The organism is Terriglobus albidus, from assembly GCF_008000815.1.
GTDB classification, from domain to species: domain Bacteria; phylum Acidobacteriota; class Terriglobia; order Terriglobales; family Acidobacteriaceae; genus Terriglobus; species Terriglobus albidus_A.
The window spans coordinates 580,151-603,033 of sequence record NZ_CP042806.1 but is presented as its reverse complement, the minus strand read 5'-3'; the positions used below and the strand labels follow the sequence as shown (position 1 = coordinate 603,033).

The following is a 22,883-nucleotide window of genomic DNA, read 5'->3' as shown; positions in this document are numbered from 1 at the left end:
GGTTTTGTGGAACAGGAGACGATTGTCGCCATCGCCACACCGCCGGGACGCGGCGGCATTGGCGTCGTACGCATCAGCGGGCCCGCAGCACGCAGCATCGCCGAACCGATGTTGCATCTGCGCGCGCCAATGGAGGCAGGACGCGCCCGCTTTGGCGATCTGCTGGACGAAGATGGCAGCAAACTCGATGAGGTCGTAACGACGTATTTCGCGGCGCCTCACTCGTACACCAGCGACGATGTGGTGGAGATTGCCGCGCATGGATCTCCGGTGGTGCTGGAGATGATCCTGCGCAGAGCGATTGACGCCGGCGCGCGGCTGGCGCGGCCGGGAGAGTTTACCGAACGAGCATTTCTGTCAGGACGTCTGGACCTTACGCAGGCCGAAGCGGTGCGTGACCTGATCGAGGCGCAAACACTGCACCAGGCGCGTGTCGCCGCACAGCAGCTTGGCGGGGCGTTGGCCGAACGGGTGCGTCCGGTGAAGGATGCGCTGGTGAAACTGATTGCCGCCCTGGAGGCGGGCATCGACTTCGCCGAAGACGATGTAGACGTAATGCCACAGCAGGCAATCCTTGACACGCTGAAGGAAGTACGCGCGCCTCTGGCTGAGCTGGCTGCAAGCTATGCGCGGGGACACCTGGTGCGCGAAGGCGTGACGATGGCGATTGTGGGCCGGCCCAATGCAGGCAAAAGTTCGCTCTTCAATCGCCTGGTTGAGCGCGAGCGCGCGATTGTGACGGCAGCGGCGGGAACGACGCGCGATCTGGTGACAGAACGTGTCTCGCTGGGAGGCATTCCGGTGGAGCTGGTAGACACGGCAGGCATTCGCGAGAGCAGCGACGAGGCCGAGAGCATCGGCATTCGCAAAACACGCGAGGCGATGGCCGATGCCGACCTGGTGCTGCTGGTGCTCGACGCCACGCAGACGATCAATGATGAAGAACGTGCCTGGATGGAAGAGCTGCGGCAGCGTGAGGCCGTCGTGGTGTGGAACAAGATCGACGTTGCTGCGACGGCGGGCGAGGGAATTGAGGTCTCAGCCCTGACCGGCGAGGGCATTGGAGACCTGCGCGATCTGTTACTGGCGAAGCTGAAGACCGGCGCAGTGACCAGCGAGACTGCGATGCTGACCAACCTGCGGCAGCAGCAAGCGGTGCAACAGGCGATTGATGGCCTGGATGCTGCAATCACCGCTGCCGGCGCAGGGATTCCGCATGAGATGGTGTTGCTGGATATCTACGGTGCCCTGCGCGGGCTGGATGAGCTGACCGGTGCAACGACAGCAGATGATGTACTTAACCTCATCTTCTCCAGTTTCTGTATCGGCAAATAAAAGCCGGTCATCTACCAATGCAACGTGTCGTCTTTGCTGCCTATCCTGTCGGCAAAACGATCCAGATGCGAGCTCCACTCTTTTTCAAGTTCTGCCGCGCGGGCGCGTTGTTCCTGGGTAAGAACCTGCGAATATACGCTGGCTTTGAAATGCTGCTTTTCTATCAGGAGCTTCGTGATGGTCGCCCCCTGACGAGAGGCGATCTCCCTGATCTGACTATCGTCCGCACCCCGTGTTGTCGCTGTGTCCATCTCCTTGCCCTCTGAGACCAGCTCTTTGATCAATGACGAAACGGTCGGCCGCTCCGATTGCCAGAGGGTGTGAATCTGGGCCCTCTGGGCATCACTCAAATGCAGCTCATGATTGATATAGCCCACAGGTCCATACATACCCCACGCTCTTCCGCCCCATCCGTGATGCCTCCAACCATCGGCACGTGCAATGCCGAAGATCGCCAGCAAGACCAGGAATACCAAGCCCGACCAAACAACAATCCGTTTCATACGAAACACTCCTTTTTGGTTTCAATTTCAAATGCCGTCATGACGGCTCCCATGCGGCAATTCGTCGATATTCAATCAACGCATCGCGATCGATGTTCTAGTACTGGCAGAACAGCTCTTCGCGTCAGAATGCATGAGGTCACGAAGCTTACTGGACATGTCGCTTCCCGGAATGTGCACTTCACTTAGAACACTGCGGCCGCCGCAGTCGAGAAAGATGAGTTGTCCATGCTGTTCGCCGGTCTGTTGTCGTCCGGGATTCATTGCCAGCAGCCTGCGCTGTCCGGTCTTCACATCCACAAATGACAACACGTACCTTTCGGAGCTTTGTTCGATGACATAGACTCCGGCTTCCATGTTTTGACCGCCGGCGGTGAATGCGAACGGAATGCGGACCGTGACTCCGGGATCATACTGTGCTTCCAGGGTGGTTGTTGCGACGCTGCCAAGCAACAGCGCAAGCAGCGACTGACACGCGATAGATACGAGACGCTTCATCGGTTTCCTCGATTCAGCGGCGAGAGTGTGATGTGCTTTCCTTGCCGCAATTCGATTTCAGCAACAGGTCGAGGTCAGTGCGATAAAGGTTGGTAAAGCAAAGTAAAGTTGTGTAAAGACAGGCCGGGGGCTGCGATGTTATGGTCTAGCATCAAGCTGGAGGCAGTTGGCGTTGGAGAATGGATCGAGTTCTCATCGTCGATGATGACGTTCAATTGTGCAGCCTTCTGGCCGAGCGTTTAGGCACGGAAGGCTTCACGATCGAAAGTGTCCATGACGGACCGCGCGGCCTGGAGCGAGCTCTTGCGAAGGAACACGCACTCGTCGTTCTTGACGTCATGCTGCCCGGCATGGGCGGTCTTGATGTACTGCGCCGGCTGCGAAAGTTGTCGACTGTTCCGGTACTGCTGCTCACCGCGCGCGGTGAAGACTCCGATCGGATACAGGGGCTGGAGATCGGTGCGGACGACTATGTCCCCAAACCTTTTAACCCACGGGAACTTATCGCCCGCATTCGCGCAATCCTGCGCCGAACCGCGAGAACTCCAACGCCATCGGGTCCATTGGTTGTAGGAGATATCCGTCTGGACCCAGCAATCCGTGAAGCATGGCTGGATGACCTGCCTCTCAATCTGACCAGTGTAGAGTTCACGTTGCTTGAGGTATTCGTTCGCGGCGCAGGCCAGATCCTCTCTCGGGACCAGCTCACAGAAGCTGTACTCGGCAGGAAACTCGGCCCCTTCGATCGCGTCATCGATGTCCATGTCAGCAACCTTCGTAAAAAGCTCGGGGCGGCGCAGAACAACCAGCGGATCAAGGCTGTCAGAGGTAGCGGCTACCTCTTTGTATCGCGCGGAGAGGCAAAAGAAGGTTGACCATGCCTAGGGTGTGTCATCAAATTCGTGCCAGTCAGCGCCGGGAGCAGATTTTTACGAGATCGAGGAGTGAGGAGCGAACTGTAGCTGGCCTACTGGAACGACGAGTGACGAAGAGATCGGGAAAATCTGCCCCGGCCCTCCGGGTTGCGAGCGCAAATTCGCCCATACTTCGTTGTCGGCCTCGACTGTGGACCCGCCACAGCCTTCAGCCTCCGCCTCGTCTGGACCAATTTGCGCTCGCAACGCTGACGGCAGGAGTTTGATGACACACCCTAACCTTTTTCTCAAAATCTTTCTGTGTTTCTGGCTAACCGTCATTGCCACCGCCATCGCGGTGGTCATCACGTTCATTGTTGAGCCACGCGGTGTTCCTTCACAGTGGCATGCCACCTTAACAGATACGGCGCAGTACTCCGGAATGATTGCCGCAGCGATGCACGAGCAGGGCGGCACACCTTCTGCGTCGGCGTACATCGACCGGATCGCGCAGGAGACACATCTAAAGGCATGTCTCGCTGACACAAACGGCAACGCAATCGCGGGAAACGATTGCGAGTCCTTCCATCAGATGACGACGCGCGTTTCCGCGTTGAAGACCTCCGATTTCAATATGAAGTACGGCATCACCCGGGTTGCGCTGGCGGTAAAAGGACCTAGCGGCCGTGACTACATCTTTGCGACCGAACTTCCTGCGGGTCCCCGGGCGGCTCTCGGTATTCATCGGGGAGCGGCTGTACTGCAATGGGGAGTCGCTCTTTTAGTCTCGGGCTTTATCTGCTATCTGCTGACTCGATATCTGACGACTCCGATTCTCCGGCTACGCGAGGCATCGCAACAGCTCGCAAGCGGCAATCTGAGTACTCGCGCCACATCCACGATAGGCCGCAGGAAAGACGAGCTTGGAGACCTGGTACGCGACTTCAATTCCATGGCGGCTCGAATCGAAGAGCTGATCTCACGGCAGCGTCAGCTTATCTCGGATGTGTCACATGAGCTGCGCTCACCACTGGCGCGCCTGAATGTCGCACTTGACCTTGGCCGCGAAAGAAAAGGCAGTGACCCTGCCTTCGATCACATGGAAGAAGATCTGGGCATCCTCGACGAAATGATCGGCCGGCTGCTGACAATTGCGAAGCTGGATATGTCGGCACCCCAGGTTCGGATGACTGAGGTCGATGTCACTGCACTTGTCTCGCAGGTGGTCCGCAATGCCGAGTTCGAATCACGCGAACTATCCGGCGGTGTCCGAATCGTCGCTGAGCAGCCATGTTTCCTGCATGGCAACACGGAGCTGTTGCAGAGCGCAGTCGAGAATGTCGTCCGTAATGCAATCCGCTACTCCGAGCCTGGCACGTCTGTCGAGGTATCCCTCACATGCGATGGATCATTTATGCAGCTGACGGTCCGCGACCATGGGCCGGGAGTTCCGGAAGCCGAATTGGTCCGTATCTTCGAGCCGTTCTATCGGGTGAAAGACGCCCGTGACAGGCAATCCGGCGGGGCAGGGCTCGGTCTGGCGATCGCCGAACGCGTGGTCCGGATTCACGGCGGAACGATACGTGCCGAGAACATCTCACCGCACGGCCTGCAGATTGAGATCGTCATGCCGCAACACCGCGAAGGAATGACGGCGATACCCAGTTAAAGCAACGGTCGCTGGAGTTCTCAAATCGGGTGACTTCGATACCCGATGAACGAGCGGGCACTGAGGCAGTAATATGGCCCTCTGAGATTCCGTAATGGGAAATCGAGCGCGGTGGGTCTGATTTGTATTGCAAATGATTTGGAACTGCATCACAATCCTCCACCTACGAGCTAGGGGGAATATGGAGTCAAAGATCCAATCGCTGAAACTCAAACAAGCCAAGCGCCAAGCGAAAGACGACTTGGGATCAGCTTCTTGAGAATCCCGTGTGGAACCTAAGGCGGCTCTTTAGCCATTTCTCAAGCGACTTGGCCATCGATCTGGGAACCTCCAACACACTCGTTTATGTTCGTGGCGAGGGTATCGTGGTGAACGAGCCGTCTATCGTAGCCATTGATAAGAACACCGGTGAGGTGGAAGCGGTGGGAAGAGAGGCCAAGGAAATGCTGGGCCGTACACCGGAGCACATCGTTGCAATTCGGCCGTTGAAAGAGGGGGTCATCGCCGATTTCAAAGTGACCGAGAAGATGTTGAATTACTTTATCCGGCAAGCGCACAATCGCCGAATGTCGCTACATACACGCATTGTGATTGGTGTACCCGCGGAGATCACGCAGGTGGAACGACGCGCGGTCATGGACGCAGCTTACCGTGCGAAAACCAGCGAGGTCTATCTGGTGGACCAGGCCATGGTGGCTGCGATTGGTGCGGGACTTCCCGTCAGTGAACCCACAGGAAGCATGATTGTCGATATTGGGGGAGGCACCACGGATATTGCAGTGACCTCTCTGAGTGGCATCGTCTACGCCCGTTCCTGGCGTATGGCAGGAAACCAAATGGACGAAGTCATCATGGCTTACGTGAAGCGAAAATATAACTTGCTGATTGGCGAACTCACCGCCGAGCGGATCAAGATTGAAATAGGGAGTGCGTTCCCACTCGAGAAGTCGCTGACGATTGAAATCAAGGGCCGTCACCTGATTGAAGGGGTACCCCAGACCATCATTCTGAATGACAGCGAAGTCCGCGAGGCATTGAGTGAATGGGTATCGATGCTCATGGACGCCATTCGTGTGGGGCTAGAGCGCATACCGCCCGAGATCTCAGCTGACATCAGCGACCGAGGCATCGTGCTCACCGGCGGTGGCGCGCTCTTGAAGGGGCTGGATAGGCGCATCCGCGAAGAAACGGGACTTCCTGTCTCGATTGCCGATGACCCGCTGTGCTGCGTCGTTCTGGGGACTGGCAAGATTCTTGACGATTTCAAACTGCTACGGAAGTTATCCATTGGGTCCGTGACGGCCGGAGTCGAGTACTAGAGCGTTTTCCCCAGCGCGACTTCGATAGACTTTTCCATCTTCAGCTCATTCAGCACGCAATGCCTGCATTGGATCAGATCGCGTGGCGCGCAATGCCGGCAGCCAGGTAGCCACCAGCGAGACCGCCATAAGCAGAGCCGCAGATACTCCTAAGGCGAACGTGATGAGACCACGTAGAGGAAAGGGCCCCGACAAAAATCGGGCGAGTGTGCTCATCGCGGGTTGTGCGATTGCGGCTCCGCAGAGAAGCCCGACGATGGTATTGCGAATAGCCTGGAGCGTTACTGAGCGGAAGATCGTCTGGCGACTTGCACCGAGCACCATTTTGATTCCGAACTCACGGGAGCGATGGTTGACGGCAAACGAAAGAACTCCGTAGACGCCCACGACCGCCATGAGTAACCCCACGGAAGCCATGAAGAGAATGATCCCGGCCAGCGAAGTCATCTGCACAGCGTTGGCTTCGAGGGATTCCCAGATAGTCTCCGGGGCAATGATCTGTGTGCGATCGAGAGCCTTCACCGTATCTCTTATCGCGTTCTCAATAGGCTTCGGGTCACCGTAAAAATGCACATACAGGTTGCCGCCCAATGCGGAAGCATCGCGGAGCGTATAAAGTCTTGGGCCATCAGTAACACCGAAGCTCTCGGACTTTGTATCCGCTGCAATTCCAACGACAATGAGGCGGCGGTTATTGGGGGTAACGATCGACTGGCCCAGGGGATCGCCCGCCGGCCAGAACTCCTTTGCGAAGGCCTGAGAGACAATTGCGACCGAATCTGAATCGGGCGAGGTTGGATCGGCGGAGTTGAAGGAACGGCCTCTCAACAGAGGAATGCCGAAGGTTGAAAAGAAGTTGCTCGAGATATCGTCGACCGAGACGGGTTTGCCCTGTCCTACAGTCTGACCGGGAAGGCGAATCTCCTGCGGAGGAACCGGGCGGAAGGGTCCAAGACTGGCATAGGCCACCGATTGCACGCCGGGGATAGCAACGATTCGCGATTCGAGCGTGCTGTAAAAAGTGAGCGCGCCGGCATGATTCGCGGCAGATGTATCCACTGCGAGTGGCACGGCCATCGTGTGGTGGGTATCGAAGCCTGCGTCCGTGCCGGTGACCAGGCTGGGCAGACGACCGAACAGCACCGCCACGCACACAAGCACAAATCCAAAGGCGACCTGTACGACGATCAGTCCACTCGTGGTTTTCGAACGCACGGTGGCAGCGCTCTCCCGTCCCTTCAATGCAGTCAGCAGGTCCAGCTTCCATGCGGCGCGAATCGGCATGAGCGAAGAGATGATGGTTGCCGCTACGACGAGAACGGCAAGATAACCGAACACGCGCCAGTCGGGATGAATGAGCAGGACGAATCTGGACTGCCTGGCGCCGATGGCATTCATGACCAGCAGCGGCACCCGGTAAACGAGCAGGATGCTGAGAGCCCCGCCGATGATAGCCGTAAGCAGGCTCTCCGCCAGCAACATACGGGCGAGTTGTCCCCGGCTGGCTCCGAGCGCCAGACGCGTTGCGATCTCACCGCGGCGTGTGACCGTGCGCGAAAGAAAGAGCATGGTCACGTTGCAGCATGCCAGCAGCAGGATGAGTGTAAGCGGCCCCAGAATCAACGCCATCATCGCAACCACACGATCGCGAACGGCCGGATTTTCTATAAACGATCCGTTCGTCAGGGCGAGATTCGTTTTGCGATTAAAGGTGGAGTTATGGCGCTTCACATAGGCACGATCCTGCTGGCTCATGATGGTCGACAGCTCGGCCCGCGCATCCGCTCGCGAGAACCCTGGGCGCAACCGGCCTGCCACGCCGAGCCACGGTACGTCAGCGCTGTTGAACAGATCTCTGCCCCGATCAAGCAGCGGCTCCATCGTGTAGGGGACGAAAATACCGCCAGGCAGGAAGTTAGCCGCATCCGAGGAAACGACGCCGATAACCTGGAAGGCTGACCCATTCAGGTGCATTGTCTTTCCGATGATGTGCGGGTCGCTGCCGAAGTCGGTCGCCCAGGTCGCTTCGGTAAGCACTGCCACCTGCGCAGCAAAGCCACGGCTGCAATCTTCGGAGACGAAAAATCGCCCGATGAGCGGGCGATCGACACCGAAGATGCGGAAGTAGTTGCAGGTAACTGTCTGTGCTGCATTTGGCTTGTTCGCTTCTTCGAGCACTACAGAAGAAGCCTGCCATGCGGCAACGTCCTCAAACACCCTCGAACGGCTGCGAATGGCGTCATAATCTTCGGTCGTAAACGAGGAATACTGATCCTCGCGCGTAGACCATCCCGTGTAGCGCGGATAAATCTGAACAAAGCTGCGCGGGTCTTTGAAGGTCGGCGGCTGCAGAAAGATCGAGTTCAACAGCGTGAAGACCCCCGCGTTGAGCCCGATGCCAAGGCCCAAGGCAAGGACGGCGACAGAGAAAAGCAGCGGCGCCCGCAGCACCGAGCGAAGAGCATAGAGAAGATCCTGCCAGAAGCGTTCGATGGGCGCTAAGCCCCAGGCTTCATGCGTCCGTTCGCGAATCAGCGCGACGTTGCCTAAAGCACGGCGGGCAGCCCTGGCCGCTTCCTCTGGTGGCACTCCGCGTTCCCTTTGCTCTTCTTCTTCGAGTTCCAGGTCACAGAGCAGCTCACGCTCCAGGTCGTCATTCCGTTTCCTGATCTGCCACCATCGCATCTCAGCTCTCCTCGCCGGTGGGCCACATCACGCGGGCAACGGCTTCCATCATCTGCTTCCACTGCGATTCTTCGACCAGGAGCTGTTTCCTGCCTTTTTCGGTCAACCGGTAGTACTTGAACTCCCGGTTGCGATCAGGAGCCGTCTCCCATTTCGAAGTGACCCAGCCTCGTTTCTCCAGGCGGTGCAGAGCCGGATAGAGCGAACCATGCTGCATCTGCAGGAAGTCGTTAGTTGTTCGCTGGATGTGCTTTCCGATCTGGTGCCCATGGGCGGGGCCATAGAGCAGGGTCCGGAGGATCAGCATATCCAGTGTTCCCTGTAGAACTGCGCTGCGTTGTTTCACCTGGTCTTTGGTGGAAGTCATTCGACCCTCGATGAGCGCGATGGTAGACATTCGACTGTCGGTCTGTCAAGAGAGCGCCTGTGGTGTTTCATGAAACGCGAGCCGTGGGGCCTGCAGGCCGCGCATGGAGGCTTCTGCCAGATTTCGACGGCACCGCGAGAAGTCAGCTCTCCTCGTTGCAGTGTTTGCGTCGACTCGCGACCGGATCACAATCGATCCGTTCCCGGTTATCCTTTGCAGCAGACGCAATTACCTTCCAGCTCTACCGCATTCCACAGAGGTATAGAGAGAAATGTCTACTGTAGGGGCGGGCCCGAAGAGCACTTCCCACGTACCAGAAGAACGTGCGCCTCGGGGCGCACAATATTCGTGCTAAGCGGGAATCCATCGCTTGGCAAAAGCGCTCTGGGAGCATCAATCTGGGGGCATATCACAATACCTTTTCTGCCTGAGAACTGATCATAATGAACCTTATTACCCGGCATGTTATAGGCCCAGTATTCCCCCTTTCCGCTCGCCTGAGCAAGCTGTGCTAACTCTCCGTTGAGCTTCTTCGACTTGGCATAAGACGCGCCTGCCAGGACAGCACCGCAGATCAGATTATTAAGAAAGAAGAGCGCCACAACCAGTCGTGCAGCTGCAAGCATCCGCGAAGAAGATGTACGAAATACCGGCATTAACAATAGCGCCGGGACCACTGCGATCTGAGGCGCAAAGCGCGCCCACCAGAATTCCGGATTAATGACGGCCGTTGCAGCCACGAACCCAAGTGCCAGAACAGCAGGGATCTCACGCCAGCCTTTGACGCGGAGGAACAGGATAAGGCTAACCAGGGTGATGCCGCTAAAGAAAACGCCCCATCCTGCCAGCATCGCGTCAGGATTGATAAAGCTCATAAGTTCACGCTTGCTGACCGTAAAAGGGATCTTAAGATGACTGGACTCAGTCCGATTTTGGATTGCTTGCGACTGCGCGAAGAAGGAATACGCAAATTCATGCAAACGCGCATCCGGATACTCTGCAAATACCACTGGCCGTTGCCGCGCCATAATGTCCCGCTTGTTTGGTCCAGCCAGCGGATAAAGGGGATGGAGCCCCTGCTTCATATTCGTGACATACGGGTCGTACCCCAATACCAGTACTCCGATGGAGACTGCAGCCAGAACCGCCATGCCGCTCGCGCGAAATGCGTTTGGTCCACGCCTGAAAATTAACCAAAGCGAAAGCTCAATCGCCAACAGCCCGCAACACAGCACTACCGCATACGCGAGCCCCGTGAATTTTATAGCGATGGCCAACGAGGAGGCTGTCGCAAAAAGGGCATAATCAACGGGAGTAGGAGCATAGATGATGTTAATTGCCGCGAGGATGGTAATAACGATCAGTAAACCCAACGCTCCATCAACATAGAACGTCATCATCTGAGGAAGGGCGATGGGACTCAACGCGGTGACGGTCGCTAAGAGGAGCGAGTTTACGCTGCCCACTCCACGCTTGCGGAAGAAGTCGCCTGAGTAGGCCATGCAGGCCAACATCAGAATTACGGTGTAAACCTTTCCAAGCTGGTAGTTACGAAACACATAAATTACAAGCGAGGCAAAGTACCAAGTCGCTTTTGGATAGTGGTTTGCCCACACCGATCCCGGAATATGGCCGTAAAGAGGATTGACGCCCCGCAGCAATGCCAGGATCGCCTCTGTGTGATACGCGCGACCATCATAACTCGTGTCGTCAAAAAACAATGTAACCGTGGCAGCCACGAAGGCTGAAGCCAGGAGTATGCCGACGAGCAGAACATGCTGCTTACGCGATAAGCCACGAAACAAAACAATGTAGAGCAATCCCAACAATACAAACGAGCTTAGAGCGGCAAGAGGGAGCCATGAATGGATCGCAGAGAGCAGCAGAATAGAGATAGTCATGGCTGGAATCCAAACAAGCTCTACAAGAAATAGTGCGACAGAGGGTGCAAAGCCAGCCCGCGCAACCAGTGTGGAAACTGCCGACTCTTCGCACCGTGTGACGCCACTGCGGTTCATTCGCATAGTTCCCTCTACGATCTTACGGCGATACATAGCTTGCAGGTCCGGGTCGATGGACCAATACAGGCGAAGAGAAGATCGCTCCCAGCTCCACGCCTCCATCCATCGTTGGCGTTTCTGGCTTGGCCCGGCGTGTGGAGATGGTTGCGGTGGCCAGCGCAACATATGAGATCGCTCTCACACCTGCGGGATGACAGATAAAAGACGGTTCGCGCGTGGCGCGAATAGTTCGCCCCAGGTCCCAAAAGCGGGACATCCACCCCAACGAGCTCGGGTCGTTGGGGACCCCGGGACCCGGGGCACCCAGAGTTGGTGGTTGCCTTAGCGGATGGCGGCGAGGGTGGCGCGGAAGAGTTGTTCGAAGTCGTCGGCGATGTTCGGTTCTTTCTTCAGTGCGGCTTCCATGGCCTTTTCGGCTGCCGGTTTCTGGTAGCCGAGGTTGGTGAGGGCGGAGAGCACGTCTTCGGTTGCTGCACCTGCGGGCAGGGCGGAGGCCTGCGATGTGGGCAAGGCGAACTCTTCCAGCTTGTCCTTTAGTTCCAGCACGACGCGTTCGGCAGTCTTTTTGCCGATGCCGGGAACCCTGGTCAGTGTGGCGTGGTCCTGCGCGCGAATGGCAGTGACAAGACGCTGCGAGGGAAGGCCGGAAAGGACAGTAACGGCCAGCTTGGGGCCGATGCCGCTGACGGTGATCAACTTCTCGAAGAGCTTCTTTTCATCGCGTTCGACAAAGCCGAAGAGGGAGATGGCATCCTCGCGCACGTGGGTATGGATGTGCAGCTTCACCTCGCGGCCCTCTTCAGGAAGATGGGTGAAGGTCTCAATCGAGATAGTCACGTCGTAGCCCACACCCGCGGCCTCGACGATGACCTGGTTGGGATGTTTGGCGAGGAGTGTTCCGCGAAGGTGAGCAATCATGGTGGTTGCTAGTTCCTGGTTGGCTAGTTGCTGGTTGTTCTACCTGACGGCAGAAGCTGTCCGATCACGAGACCGAGAACAGAGTAGAGAGCGATGTTGGCCAGGAGCAGCAAAGGCCAGAGACCGGTTGCGTAACGGAGCCAATGGACCGGTGGACAGATGATGGTGGTCACCAGGGTCCAGAAGCCGCCGAGAGGAATGCCGTAGCGGATGCTGTTGCCCGCGGTCCAGAGGCTGAAGGCGCCGGCGAAGAGGCCGAGGAAGCCGAAGACCCCAATGATGATCTTCGTGCGCATCGTTCTAACGGCGGCGGTACTTGATGGCGAACTCGTAGCCAGAGTTGGGCGGGAAGAGCTGGGCGACGAGCTTCAGACGCTCGGCCAGCGCTGTAGGAGCCAGTAGCGGGTACTCACGCTCGCGGAGCTCGGCGTAGTCGAAGTCGATCGCCAGCGAGAGCAGATAGATGGCGATGGCGTCGGCGAAGGCCAGCGCCGCGAAGTCACTCCGGGCTTTTTCGTCATTATTGGTACGGGCCTGCTTGCGGCTGTCGTAGGCGTCCTGGCTGGTCTCACCGCGGACATCGGCCTGGGCCTGCTTCCAGACAAGCTCTGAAAAGCTTTCGGGTACACCTGCCTGGTCCACGAAGGCATGGCCAACATTGATGAAAAATTCGAAGGCCAGGGCGAAGCGGTCATGCATCAGGCGCGCCGAGATGAAGACGCCTTCGGAGGTGCCGAAATCTACGTTGCGGTGGCAACTGGCGCGATCGCCGAGCTCGGTGGTGAAGTCCGACGAGATAAGGATGTCTTCGGGCGTATTGGCGCGGGTGGCGAGATCGCCCCGCATCTCGGCGATGGCAAGGGGAACGAAATAATACGCCTTGCGCTTCAGCGCGTCAGCCATGGCGGCGGGAACGGTATTGATGATCTGTTCCAGATCGGCGCCGGCGAGCTTGGCTTCTCCATAAACCGCGTAACAGACGCCGTTGCTTCCCTGGCGCACGGGGGCCTCCCGTGCCACCTGCGAGGCTGTAATCAGTTGCGACTGCACACGTTCCGACATCACGGTTTATTCTAAAGGAGCAATGATGACGCAGGCACAGCAAATCCCAGGGAGTTCTCACGGCCGGATTTTCGGCGTTCCGTTCGGCGATCTGGGCTGGTTTGCCAGCCTGTTGATGACGCTGGCCTCCGGTTTTCTGGTCTTCTTCGCGGCGACCTTCGTGGGCATCTTCAGCCTGCTGTTCTACGGTGCCTTTTCGCACAAAGCGGTGGACTACACCGTGGCGTATATGAAGATCGGGATCCCCGCCGGTGCGGTCGCGCTGGTGGTGGTTGGCAGCTTCCTGGGCACACTTTGGGTGAAGCGGATCATCCGGAAATAGCTAGTTAAACGTTGAAAGTTGAAGATGTAGGGTGTGGGCGGGGCAAGGATTTTGCCGTCGCCAGCCGATCCCTCAGCGGCTTCTATGAGACGGCTGTATGGGTCAAGTTTTTTCCTTCATAGAGTTTTTGTATTTGCAGTTGCGGTTGTGTTTTGGATTCATCTCGGGGCTTCTATCCGCACTCGCAGTGAGCCGCTAAGGGACTCGGTGCCTGTTGGGACCCGATGGTGATGAATTGGGGCTGCTATCTGAAGCACGACCTGTATGGCCCAGCCGCTGAGCGCAGTCACCCGGACACGAGATTGTTCTGCTTTGGCCGATCCGCGGTTCAGGCTACGGTGGCCATTGCAGGTTGAGGGAAGTGTTGGAAGCTCTGTCCGCTGCGCCACATGCTGTGCAACAGGACCGCCAGTTTACGGGCCACCGCCACGATAGCTCGCTTTTTTGCTCTCTTGCCTCCACTGGATGCCAGCTTGAGGCCCCAGCGACGCAAGGCTGAGTCAGGACCGAAGCGACCCAGGATGTATTGCGCCGACTGCACCAGCAGACTTCGTAAATATCGGTTGCCGGTCTTGGAGATGCCTAACTCCGGATCCGAGTCCCCCGACTGACTTTGTCCGGGTCGCAGACCGAGCCACGCACCTGCGGAACGGTTGCTTGCTATATTGGGCCGGTCCAGCGTGAGTACATACGTGGCCGCCACCACAGGACCCACGCCTGGAACCGTACGCAGCACACCGATCTCCGGATACCTGGTACCCAGCTTTTCGATCTGTTCTTCCATACTGTCGATCTGACGGTTCAACGTCGCGATCTGCTCCAACAACGGAACCGCTACCGTCGTCAGCACAGACGGAATCGATGCCCGCACCCGCACAGGAAACGACTCGGTGGAACAGGCCGGCAGACGGCCACCGGCGCTTTTGACCAGGCCACGCAACGCGTTGACCAGCATCGTCCGCGCACGTACTAGCGTAGCCCGCGCCTGGATCAGGTTCAGGTCCTGCTGCCGCTCCATGCTGCGGTGAAGCAGCGGCGCCAGCAACTTAGGATCAGACGCCGCGAAGCGAGCCAGCTGCTCGGCATCGTTGCGATCGTTCTTCGATTCACTCGAGCTGATCGCCGCGATCTTGCGCGCATTGGCCACGATCACCTGATGACCTAAAGACTTGAGCAAACGGCTTACCCACGGAGAGTGCGTGCCGCACTCCAGTGCTATTCGCTGCCGCTCCTCGCCCTCGAAATGACGTCGGAACGCCGCCTCCGTACTCTGGATACGACCTTCCTCCATCACTTCCTTCGCTGCGTTCAACAGACAGTAGTGGCTGTAACGGTCCCCTAAATCAAGCCCTACCGTCAGCGCTGGCCTGTCACTCCCCATTTCCTTTAACCACTGCGCTTTGCTAACCTTCTTCATCGGCTGGTCTCCTTGAGCACCCCGAGTGCGTGCGAACAGCTTAGCTGCTTCGCGAGGCCAGCCGTCTCATCCCATCTGAAGCCGCTTTCTTTTAGTACCCGTGATTGGGACGGCTGAAGCCGTCCCCTTAAGCAAGGCATTCGCACCTTTGGTGCGAACTGGCTGCACTTTGTGCAGCGGAAAAAGCGGGTCCTTCGCTTCGCTCAGGATGACAGGTTGATGTGCCCACATCTGCTCCGCAGGTCCGCGGCACCCCGTTTGGTGTTGACCGCGAGAGTCGAGACATCCGGATCCTTGGACGACCGATAAGACAAACGTTTTGTTGAAACACTTTTCGGCAGTGGTCCGTCCTGTTAGCATCCGAACACAACATCACATCCCCTGCATCTGGCGTTCTTTCCTGGAGGTTGAGTAATGCATTTTGTACGTTCTGTTGTGCGCTGGGGCGTGCCTGTGGCCGCTCTCAGCGTTTTTGCGCTGCCGTCTGTCGCGGCGGACAAGAAGCCCGTGGCGGCGCCTGCCGCCGCCACCGCGAAAGCCTGGGAGGCGGAGCAGCCCACCGTTGAGAAGATCGATCTCGATGCCTACATGCGTATCCGCGAGGAGGGTATGCAGCACGGGCGTGTGATGCAGTTCGCATCGGCTCTGGTGGACGGCATTGGCCCCCGCCTGACCGGTTCGCCCAACATGGCCAAGGCCAATGAGTGGACCAAGGAGACCCTTACCAAGATCGGCCTGGAAAATGCGCACCTGGAAGACTGGGGCGAGTTCGGCATGGGCTGGCAGCAGATCAATAGCTGGGCGCGAATGATCTCACCCGATCCCGAGCCGCTCTGGATCCAGGCCGCTCCCTGGTCGCCGGCAACCAAGGGCCCGGTGAGCTGTGACGCCGTCCTGGTCGATATTCAGGAAACAAAGGACATCGAGAAGTACAGGGGTAAGCTGGCCGGCAAGATCGTGCTCTTCGGAGCTCCGCGAGCCGTGCCTGACCTGGATAAGCCCCTCTTCCGCCGCTACACCGACGAAGAGCTGAAGGAGATGGAGAGCTATCCGGCGCCCCGTGCAGGCGGTCCGGCGTTCAATCCCGCTGCGCTGGCTGAGCGCGCCCGCGTGCGCGCCGAAGCGCTGAAGATGATGACGGACGAGGGTGTCGTTGCGATTATTACGCCCAGCCGTGATGGAAACCTGGGCGGCGGCACCGGCATCATCTTTGACGACAACGGAGCCAACCTGGTGCGTGGGGCCCAGACGGCGGCCAACGCCGTGAAGATTCCCAATGGCGTAATGACCATTGAGAACTATGGCCGTTTGTCGCGTCTGCTGGCGGCGAATGTGCCCGTCGAGCTCGAGGTGAATATCGAGGCAAAGTTCACCGGCGATCACGAACACGGCTTCAACACGGTCGCCGAGATTCCCGGTACCGATGCGAAGCTGAAGGATCAGGTCGTCATGGTGGGCGGACACCTGGATAGCTGGATAAGCGCTACCGGCGCGACGGATAACGCTGCCGGATCGGTTGTCGCCATGGAGGCTGTCCGTATCCTGAAGGCGATCGGCTACAAGCCGAAGCGCACTATCCGGATCGCTCTGTGGACGGGTGAGGAGCAGGGTCTGTGCGGCTCGCGCGGCTATGTGCGCACGCACTTCGGCGGACCGGATAGTCCTGCACCGGCCTGCGGCGCGGGTGGCGGAGGACCCCAGTCGCGTACGGAGCAACAGCCTGCGATCAAGACCACCAAGGAGTGGGAGACGCTGGACGGCTACTTCAACGTCGATAATGGCACGGGCAAACTGCGCGGCGTCTACACGCAGGAAAACTATGCCATCGGCAGCGTCTTTGCGCAGTGGATCGCTCCGCTGAAGGACCTGGGCATCTCGACCATCAGCTACCGCAACACGGGCGGAACAGATCATCTGTCATTCGATGGCGTGGGCCTGCCGGGCTTCCAGTTCATCCAGGACCCGATGGACTACGACACCCGCACGCACCACTCCAACATGGACACCTACGAGCGGCTGCATCAGGCTGATCTGGAACAGGCTGCGATCATTGAGGCGATCTTCCTCTATAACACCAGCGAGCGCGAGGCGATGCTGCCGCGTAAGGGCTTCCCGCATCCGGAGCTGAATAAGCAGAAGGATGCGCCGATTCCGGGGCTCTTCCCGAACGCCGTTGAGAAGAAGTAGATCCTGGCAAGACGAGAAGACCCCACGCCTTGGGCGTGGGGTCCTCTTGTTAAAGAGAAAACGGGCGAAAACACAAAGTTTCCGCCCGCCACTTCCTGGGAGAAGCGGTGACAGCTACGCAGCCTGGAAGGTGGTTGCCGGGGCGTTGCCCAACAGGGCAGCACCGGAGTACTTCGGCGAGCCATTCCATTCCGGCAGGTTGAAACACGCACGATGAGCATCCGTCCCGCGATCCGTGGTGTGCTGCGCCTTCAAAGCGGCGAGAATCTCCTCGCGGGCAGCCTCCCGCTCAGTCGGATTGGTGCGCTCCCAGAAGACCTGGAAGTTCTGTCCGCACACGCTGCACTGAATATCGCTTGCCATCGTGGATGCTTTGCAAAGTACCTGCATTGGTCCGCTCCTTAAAAATCCTTGAACGACGTTTCGTTCCTTCGATCTGATCTGATTAACAACGTTGAATGTACGCCGTGAGATGGCCTTGCTCCATGCCACTTGCGCGTTCGGCGGTACATCGTTTGGGGGAGAGTTTGGGCCGCGGGTGGTCTAACCGCGCTTGTATGACTATATAAAACGCCAACTCCCGCTTTTTTGTTGCCTCCAAACGGTTAATTAATTGTCTGAAATTCTTATCGCATTACTCGATCCGCTGGAAGCGGTTTCTGCCGTACTGCAAGTGCCATTGGTAACGGGTATGCCCCAAATGGTGCTGCAAACGTCGGCTCTCGTACATAAAAGCCGCAATGCATCACCGGCCCTTAGAGCATCGCGCGTACCACCCGGGAGGGTAAGGCCTAACTGCAGAGCGCTCGTCGGCGTGTTTCTCTCGTCCTTCGCGCCGGTATTCCGGCTCTAGTGCAAAAGACGCAATCTTCGCAAGATGGTTTCAAACCCGTCCCCGGCAGTCGGAACTCGGCCCGTCTACTCTGGGCGGGTATGTCCTGCGAAGTGACCTGACAATACACCCGGGGCCAGAGTGGCTGCAACTGAAATTTTTGAGGCAGACGCGTTCTGGCGCCCAAATCTCGACGCTATGGGAGCCGAACCAATATCCTGTTAAACGTGAGTCCTGAGAATATCCGCATCCAGCTTCCTGATGGTTCCGTGCGCGAGGTGCCCAAGGGCACCACACCGCTTGATGTCGCCAACGGCATCTCTCCGCGCCTTGCCGCCGCAGTAGTCGTGGCAAAGATTCGCCCGCTGACGACGGCCACTACGGAGAGCACGGCCACCGAAACAGGCAGCGAAGATGCCATGTATGCCGCACATGAGAGCGGCGAGCGGTTGGTGGATCTCTCCGCTCCCCTGAACGAGGATGTCGCCCTGTGGCTGCTGAAGGAAGATGCACCGGAGGCGCTGAAGGTCGTCCGCCATTCGGCCGCACACGTGATGGCGACCGCGGTGCTGGAGCTGTTTCCGGAGACCAAGCTGGGTCATGGCCCGGCCACCGACGCCGGCTTCTTCTACGACTTCTATCGCGAAAAGCCGTTCACTCCGGAAGACCTGGAGAAGATCGAGCAGCGCATGGCCGAGGTAGTGACGCGCGATGAGAAGTTTGTGCGCGAGTACGAGCCACGCGAACAGGCGCTCAGAGAGTTCAAGGCGAACGGCGACTTCATGAAGCAGCACTTCGTGGAGAAGTTCACCAAAGATGGCGAGCAGGTTTCGCTGTACAAGAACGGGAGCTTCGTCGACTTCTGCCGTGGGCCGCACGTGCCCTCGACTGGCCGGGTGAAGGCGTTCAAGGTCACGAACCTGGCCGGAGCGTACTGGCTGGGCGATGAGAAGAATCCGCAGTTGCAGCGCGTCTATGGCACGGCCTTCTACAACAAGAAGGACCTTGAAGCGCACTTCAAGCACCTGGAGGAGATCAAGGCGCGCGATCATCGTGTGCTGGGCAAGCAGCTCGACCTGTACTCCATTCAGGAGGTCGCCGGATCGGGCCTGATCTTCTGGCATCCGAAGGGCGGCATCATCCGTAAGACGATGGAAGACTGGATGCGCGAGGAATGTCTTCGCCGCGGCTACAACCTGGTGTTTACGCCGCACATCATGAAGCGTGAGCTCTGGAAGATCTCGGGCCACGATGGTGTGTACTCGAAGGACATGTTCCCGCCGATGGAGCTGGATGACGCGGAGTATCGCGTCAAGCCGATGAACTGCCCGGGCCACATCCTGATCTACAAATCCACCCCGAAGAGCTATCGCGATCTGCCGGCCCGTTATGCGGAGCTGGGCAATGTGTATCGCTTCGAGCGCAGCGGCACCATGCATGGCCTGCTGCGCGTGCGCGGCTTTACGCAGGACGATGCGCATATCTTCTGCACACCGGACCAGGTCAAGGGCGAGATTGAGGCGTGCCTTGATTTTGCGGAGTCGGTACTGAAGACCTTCGGCTTCTCGGAGTATCGCGTGGAGCTGTCGACTCGCGATCCCAATAAGCCGGGCGAATTTTTCGGAACCGCGGATGACTGGGCACACGCCGAGGGAGCGCTGCAGGAAGTACTGGTAGGCCGCGGGTTGAGCTTCGAGACCTTCCCGGGAGAGGCCGCCTTTTATGGACCGAAGATCGATGTGAAGCTCGTCGATGTACTGGGCCGTCTATGGCAGCTCTCGACGGTGCAGTTCGACTTCAACCTGCCGCGCCGCTTTGAGCTGGAGTATGTCGGTGAGGATGGCGAGCGCCATCAGCCGGTGATGGTGCACCGCGCTCTGTTTGGAAGCGTGGAGCGTTTCTTCGGCGTGCTGATCGAGCACTATGCCGGCGCATTCCCACTGTGGCTGTCGCCGGTGCAGATTGGCCTGGTACCGATCAGCGAAAAGCACCACGCGTACGCCGAGCAGGTGAAGCAAAAGCTTGAGGCTGCCGGCCTGCGAGTGGAGCTGGACCTGCGCAACGAGAAGATGAATGCGAAGATCCGCGACTTCACGCTGCAGAAGATTCCGTTCGTGCTGGTGATGGGCGATAAGGAAGCAGCCAGTGAGGCGGTAAGCGTGCGTACCCGCGGCGTGGGCGACCAGGGCAGCGTGTCGCTGGCTGAGTTCATTACGCGTACACAGGGGCTGCTGGAGTCGAAGTCGCCGACACTGTAATGCAGATCGCCGAACAGATTCGAGAGCACGGCTTCGCGATTGTCGAAGACGTGCTCTTGCCGTTTCAGGTGGAAGCGTTGATCGACGCGGTCTCCACGGAAGCCATGCCAGAGGCATTGCGCGGTGGTGTACGCAACCTGATGGACGTTATTCCCGAGGTTCGAACACTGGCTGAATCTGAGGCTATGCGTGCGCTTGTGGCGCCTGTTTTGGGCAATCGTTTTGCAGTTGTGCGAGCGATTCTTTTTGATAAGACACCAGATGCGAACTGGAAGGTGCCGTGGCATCAGGATGTCACTATTGCGGTACGCGAACGGATTGAGTGTGAGGGGTATGGGCCGTGGTCTTTAAAGACAGACGTGCTGCACGTCCAACCACCCGCGGAGATTCTGGAACAGATGATCTCCGTGCGGCTGCACCTTGATCCTTGCCCGGCAAGCAATGGAGCATTAAAGGTGATTCCTGGCTCGCATCGCAGCGGCAAACTCAGTACAGCGGAGACAGAGAAGCTAACAATGCAGCCTCCTGTTATCTGCGAAGCTCCGCAAGGAAGTGCACTGTTGATGCGGCCATTGCTACTACATGCATCATCCCCGTCGACCTCACCGCATCATAGGCGCGTGATTCACCTTGATTACGCGGCCGTGGAGTTGCCATGTGGGCTTGAATGGCGTGAAACGCAAACGCTCACGTCTTGGGCGAATCGCTGATTCGGATGGATCATCAGTCAAAGAATCGTGACCTTGTGATCGGTGGTCTTCGTAAATGCATGGACGACATTCCCGTTCAGATCGACGTGTCGAAGCGTCATCAAGGACGGTGTGACCGTCACATGGCTGAAGCCGTTGATCTGTACAGCGTAGGGGCCGCGCACCGATTCATCGGTCAGGATGCGATATAACGGAGCGCCGCCACCACCGGAGAGAACGAAGGATGTGGGGTGTCCGGCAAACTCCAGGTGCTGCAGGTCGTGATCGTGTCCACATAGATAGACATGCACACCGAAGGAGCGGAGCAGCGGATCCCAATCCTGCATCAGTATCGGTGAATCGCCGTACATGCCGTTGGAATAGATCGGGTGATGTCCAAAGGCCACCAGAAAGGGTGTGGTGAGCGGCTTCGCCAGCTCATCTTTGAGCCAGGCTAGCTGGTCAAGACGTTGCTGTTCAGTCATGCAATAGAACGTACCCTTACGGGTAACGTCGTTGCCAAATGGCATATTGCTGTCCAGGGCAAGGAAGGTCACGAGCGGCTTGGCCGTTGGGAAGGTAGCGCGATACCACTGTGACGGCATCGTCCAGCGAGTGCCTGCCTTTTGGGCATATTCCAACTCGGCCGGATACTTGGGGATGGGCAGGTATTCATAGTCGTGATTTCCCGGTATGGCATACGCGGGACAGTTGAAGACTCCGGCAGGGTACATCTGTTCAAACTGGGTTTGCCAGCGTCTGTCGTTCGCGCCATCGTCCATCGGCGTATAAAAATTGTCGCCAATCATCAGCATGGCGCCCGTGGTGATGTTCTGCTGTGTGACGTAGCGCTGCATGGCAGTGGCGACCAGGGCCTGATTGTCATCGCCGGTTCCCCAATCGCCGATAACAAGGAAATCCGCGGCCTCGGCATCATTGCCCGGATGCTGGTCTTCCGTGTGCGAGCCGGAACCGCATCTCAGCAGTGGGCTGGTAACTGCCGCAAGGGCGCTGAAAGCAAATGTCTGCTTGAGAAAACGCCGCCTACTGACGGCGGGTATGTCGGGATGGTCCCGCACAGCCATAAAAGAGATGTCTCCCCTCGAACAGAGGTGAGATGTTGTCCCACTCCGGTTGAGCACCGGTCACTGCTGTAGATAGATGCCGTCCATCGTTTTCAGGTGGGCCGTAAGCGTGCTCAACCCATCCCCACGCAGGTATCGCATATCGGGGTCAGCGGCATATGAGGTTTTATCCATCAACGCGACAGGCGGCCCTTGATGGCCGCCTGTCGGGTTGATACGTGTGTGTTGTTTAGTAGCGGCGGCCGTAACCGCCACGTCCGCCACCACTGCGTCCACCATTGCCGCCACGTCCACCGCGGCCGCGACCATAGCCGCCACGGTCATCGCGGCGTGGAGCGCGGACGGTGCCCTGGTAGTCGGCCGGATAGAGAACGACGAAGCGGTCGCGGCCTTCGCCGCTGGACTCCGTGCGCAGGTCGGTGTGTTCGCTGAGCGCCATGTGCAGCATGCGGCGTTCGCGGCTGCTCATGGGAGGGAAGCTGTAGGGGCGGTTGCTCTCGCGAACGCGTTCGGCTGCGTCTTCCGCGCTCTCGCGCAGATCACGTGCCCGCTCCGCCTTGAAGCCATTGGCGTCGAAGGAGATGCGGTCGTGCTCTTCGGGCTCAAGACGCAGGATCTTCGCTGCGACATGTTCGAGAGCGCGCAGTCCCTCGCCATTGCGCTCGGTCAACTGGGCCGCGTCGGGGCCGGCAAGCTCGACATAGATGTCGCGCCGTTCGAGGCCGTCCGGATCAGAGGCTCCGGCGCCGGCAGTGATGCGGTACTTCAGACGCATGCCACCGGTGGTGGTCAGCGTCTGCACAAACGCAGCTACCTTCTTTGCAGCCTGGGAAAGATCTTCCATGGTTCTGTTCCTCGAGCG

General features: G+C 58.3%; 21 protein-coding genes. 8 read left to right on the top strand and 13 right to left on the bottom strand.

Going from position 1 to position 22,883, the window contains the following annotated elements:
- The first annotated feature begins 6 nt into the window (after nucleotides 1-6).
- On the top strand, nucleotides 7-1,335 hold the full coding sequence (gene mnmE, locus FTW19_RS02460; RefSeq protein ID WP_147646163.1) for a tRNA uridine-5-carboxymethylaminomethyl(34) synthesis GTPase MnmE: 1,329 nt from the start codon (nucleotides 7-9) through the stop codon (nucleotides 1,333-1,335).
- 11 nt (nucleotides 1,336-1,346) lie between these two features.
- On the opposite strand, the gene FTW19_RS02455 is transcribed toward mnmE, so the two are convergent.
- Both FTW19_RS02455 and FTW19_RS02450 read right to left on the bottom strand, forming a co-directional pair.
- Nucleotides 1,347-1,838, bottom strand: a complete 492-nt coding sequence (locus tag FTW19_RS02455; protein ID WP_147646162.1) for a Spy/CpxP family protein refolding chaperone — start codon at nucleotides 1,836-1,838, stop codon at nucleotides 1,347-1,349.
- 75 nt (nucleotides 1,839-1,913) lie between these two features.
- Complete coding sequence (locus FTW19_RS02450; protein ID WP_147646161.1) at nucleotides 1,914-2,336, bottom strand: hypothetical protein; 423 nt, start codon at nucleotides 2,334-2,336, stop codon at nucleotides 1,914-1,916.
- A 179-nt stretch (nucleotides 2,337-2,515) separates the two neighbouring features.
- Between FTW19_RS02450 and FTW19_RS02445 the strand changes: the two genes are divergently transcribed.
- From FTW19_RS02445 to FTW19_RS02435, 3 genes are all read left to right on the top strand, one after another.
- Nucleotides 2,516-3,211 carry a response regulator transcription factor gene (locus FTW19_RS02445; RefSeq protein ID WP_147646160.1) on the top strand — a complete coding sequence of 232 codons (696 nt, stop codon included), beginning with the start codon at nucleotides 2,516-2,518 and terminating at the stop codon, nucleotides 3,209-3,211.
- Nucleotides 3,212-3,476: 265 nt separating this feature from the next.
- On the top strand, nucleotides 3,477-4,859 hold the full coding sequence (locus FTW19_RS02440; RefSeq protein ID WP_147646159.1) for an ATP-binding protein: 1,383 nt from the start codon (nucleotides 3,477-3,479) through the stop codon (nucleotides 4,857-4,859).
- A gap of 266 nt (nucleotides 4,860-5,125) precedes the next feature.
- Complete coding sequence (locus FTW19_RS02435) at nucleotides 5,126-6,178, top strand: rod shape-determining protein (protein ID WP_147646158.1); 1,053 nt, start codon at nucleotides 5,126-5,128, stop codon at nucleotides 6,176-6,178.
- Between the two features lie 45 nt (nucleotides 6,179-6,223).
- Here FTW19_RS02435 and FTW19_RS02430 read toward each other — a convergent pair whose 3' ends face one another.
- The 7 genes from FTW19_RS02430 to FTW19_RS02405 form a co-directional block, all read right to left on the bottom strand.
- Nucleotides 6,224-8,863, bottom strand: coding sequence for an ABC transporter permease (locus FTW19_RS02430; protein WP_147646157.1), 2,640 nt, complete (start codon nucleotides 8,861-8,863; stop codon nucleotides 6,224-6,226).
- Between the two features lies 1 nt (nucleotide 8,864).
- On the bottom strand, nucleotides 8,865-9,230 hold the full coding sequence (locus FTW19_RS02425) for a PadR family transcriptional regulator (RefSeq protein ID WP_147646156.1): 366 nt from the start codon (nucleotides 9,228-9,230) through the stop codon (nucleotides 8,865-8,867).
- Between the two features lie 275 nt (nucleotides 9,231-9,505).
- A complete protein-coding gene (locus tag FTW19_RS02420) occupies nucleotides 9,506-11,131 on the bottom strand; it encodes a hypothetical protein (RefSeq protein WP_147646155.1) in 1,626 nt (541 codons plus the stop codon).
- Between the two features lie 139 nt (nucleotides 11,132-11,270).
- Nucleotides 11,271-11,507 (bottom strand): hypothetical protein, encoded by a 237-nt coding sequence (locus FTW19_RS25670; protein ID WP_187143216.1) that lies wholly within the window; start codon nucleotides 11,505-11,507, stop codon nucleotides 11,271-11,273.
- Between the two features lie 65 nt (nucleotides 11,508-11,572).
- Nucleotides 11,573-12,169: a Holliday junction branch migration protein RuvA gene (gene ruvA, locus FTW19_RS02415; RefSeq protein ID WP_147646154.1), complete on the bottom strand. Its 597-nt coding sequence runs from the start codon at nucleotides 12,167-12,169 to the stop codon at nucleotides 11,573-11,575.
- 23 nt (nucleotides 12,170-12,192) lie between these two features.
- Nucleotides 12,193-12,465 (bottom strand): hypothetical protein, encoded by a 273-nt coding sequence (locus FTW19_RS02410; protein WP_147646153.1) that lies wholly within the window; start codon nucleotides 12,463-12,465, stop codon nucleotides 12,193-12,195.
- A 4-nt stretch (nucleotides 12,466-12,469) separates the two neighbouring features.
- A complete protein-coding gene (locus FTW19_RS02405; RefSeq protein WP_147646152.1) occupies nucleotides 12,470-13,231 on the bottom strand; it encodes a hypothetical protein in 762 nt (253 codons plus the stop codon).
- Nucleotides 13,232-13,253: 22 nt separating this feature from the next.
- Here FTW19_RS02405 and FTW19_RS02400 point away from each other — a divergent pair, with 22 nt between their 5' ends.
- Nucleotides 13,254-13,553, top strand: a complete 300-nt coding sequence (locus FTW19_RS02400) for a hypothetical protein (protein WP_147646151.1) — start codon at nucleotides 13,254-13,256, stop codon at nucleotides 13,551-13,553.
- A 328-nt stretch (nucleotides 13,554-13,881) separates the two neighbouring features.
- Here the strand turns inward: FTW19_RS02400 and FTW19_RS02395 are convergent, their stop codons facing one another.
- Nucleotides 13,882-14,970, bottom strand: coding sequence for an IS110 family transposase (locus FTW19_RS02395; RefSeq protein ID WP_246153538.1), 1,089 nt, complete (start codon nucleotides 14,968-14,970; stop codon nucleotides 13,882-13,884).
- Between the two features lie 414 nt (nucleotides 14,971-15,384).
- On the opposite strand from FTW19_RS02395, the gene FTW19_RS02390 reads away from it, so the two are divergent.
- Nucleotides 15,385-17,157, top strand: a complete 1,773-nt coding sequence (locus FTW19_RS02390; protein WP_147646150.1) for a M20/M25/M40 family metallo-hydrolase — start codon at nucleotides 15,385-15,387, stop codon at nucleotides 17,155-17,157.
- Between the two features lie 114 nt (nucleotides 17,158-17,271).
- Here FTW19_RS02390 and FTW19_RS02385 read toward each other — a convergent pair whose 3' ends face one another.
- Complete coding sequence (locus tag FTW19_RS02385; protein ID WP_147646149.1) at nucleotides 17,272-17,547, bottom strand: hypothetical protein; 276 nt, start codon at nucleotides 17,545-17,547, stop codon at nucleotides 17,272-17,274.
- Nucleotides 17,548-18,216: 669 nt separating this feature from the next.
- Between FTW19_RS02385 and thrS the strand changes: the two genes are divergently transcribed.
- Nucleotides 18,217-20,247: a threonine--tRNA ligase gene (thrS, locus tag FTW19_RS02380; RefSeq protein ID WP_147646148.1), complete on the top strand. Its 2,031-nt coding sequence runs from the start codon at nucleotides 18,217-18,219 to the stop codon at nucleotides 20,245-20,247.
- On the top strand, nucleotides 20,247-20,957 hold the full coding sequence (locus FTW19_RS02375) for a phytanoyl-CoA dioxygenase family protein (RefSeq protein ID WP_147646147.1): 711 nt from the start codon (nucleotides 20,247-20,249) through the stop codon (nucleotides 20,955-20,957). The genes thrS and FTW19_RS02375 overlap by 1 nt, the downstream gene beginning before the upstream one ends.
- Before the next feature lie 17 nt (nucleotides 20,958-20,974).
- On the opposite strand, the gene FTW19_RS02370 is transcribed toward FTW19_RS02375, so the two are convergent.
- Nucleotides 20,975-22,021, bottom strand: a complete 1,047-nt coding sequence (locus FTW19_RS02370) for a metallophosphoesterase (RefSeq protein WP_147646146.1) — start codon at nucleotides 22,019-22,021, stop codon at nucleotides 20,975-20,977.
- A gap of 229 nt (nucleotides 22,022-22,250) precedes the next feature.
- Entirely contained in the window at nucleotides 22,251-22,865 is a 615-nt protein-coding gene (locus FTW19_RS02365; protein WP_147646145.1) for a protein jag, read from the bottom strand.
- Nucleotides 22,866-22,883 lie beyond the last annotated feature (18 nt).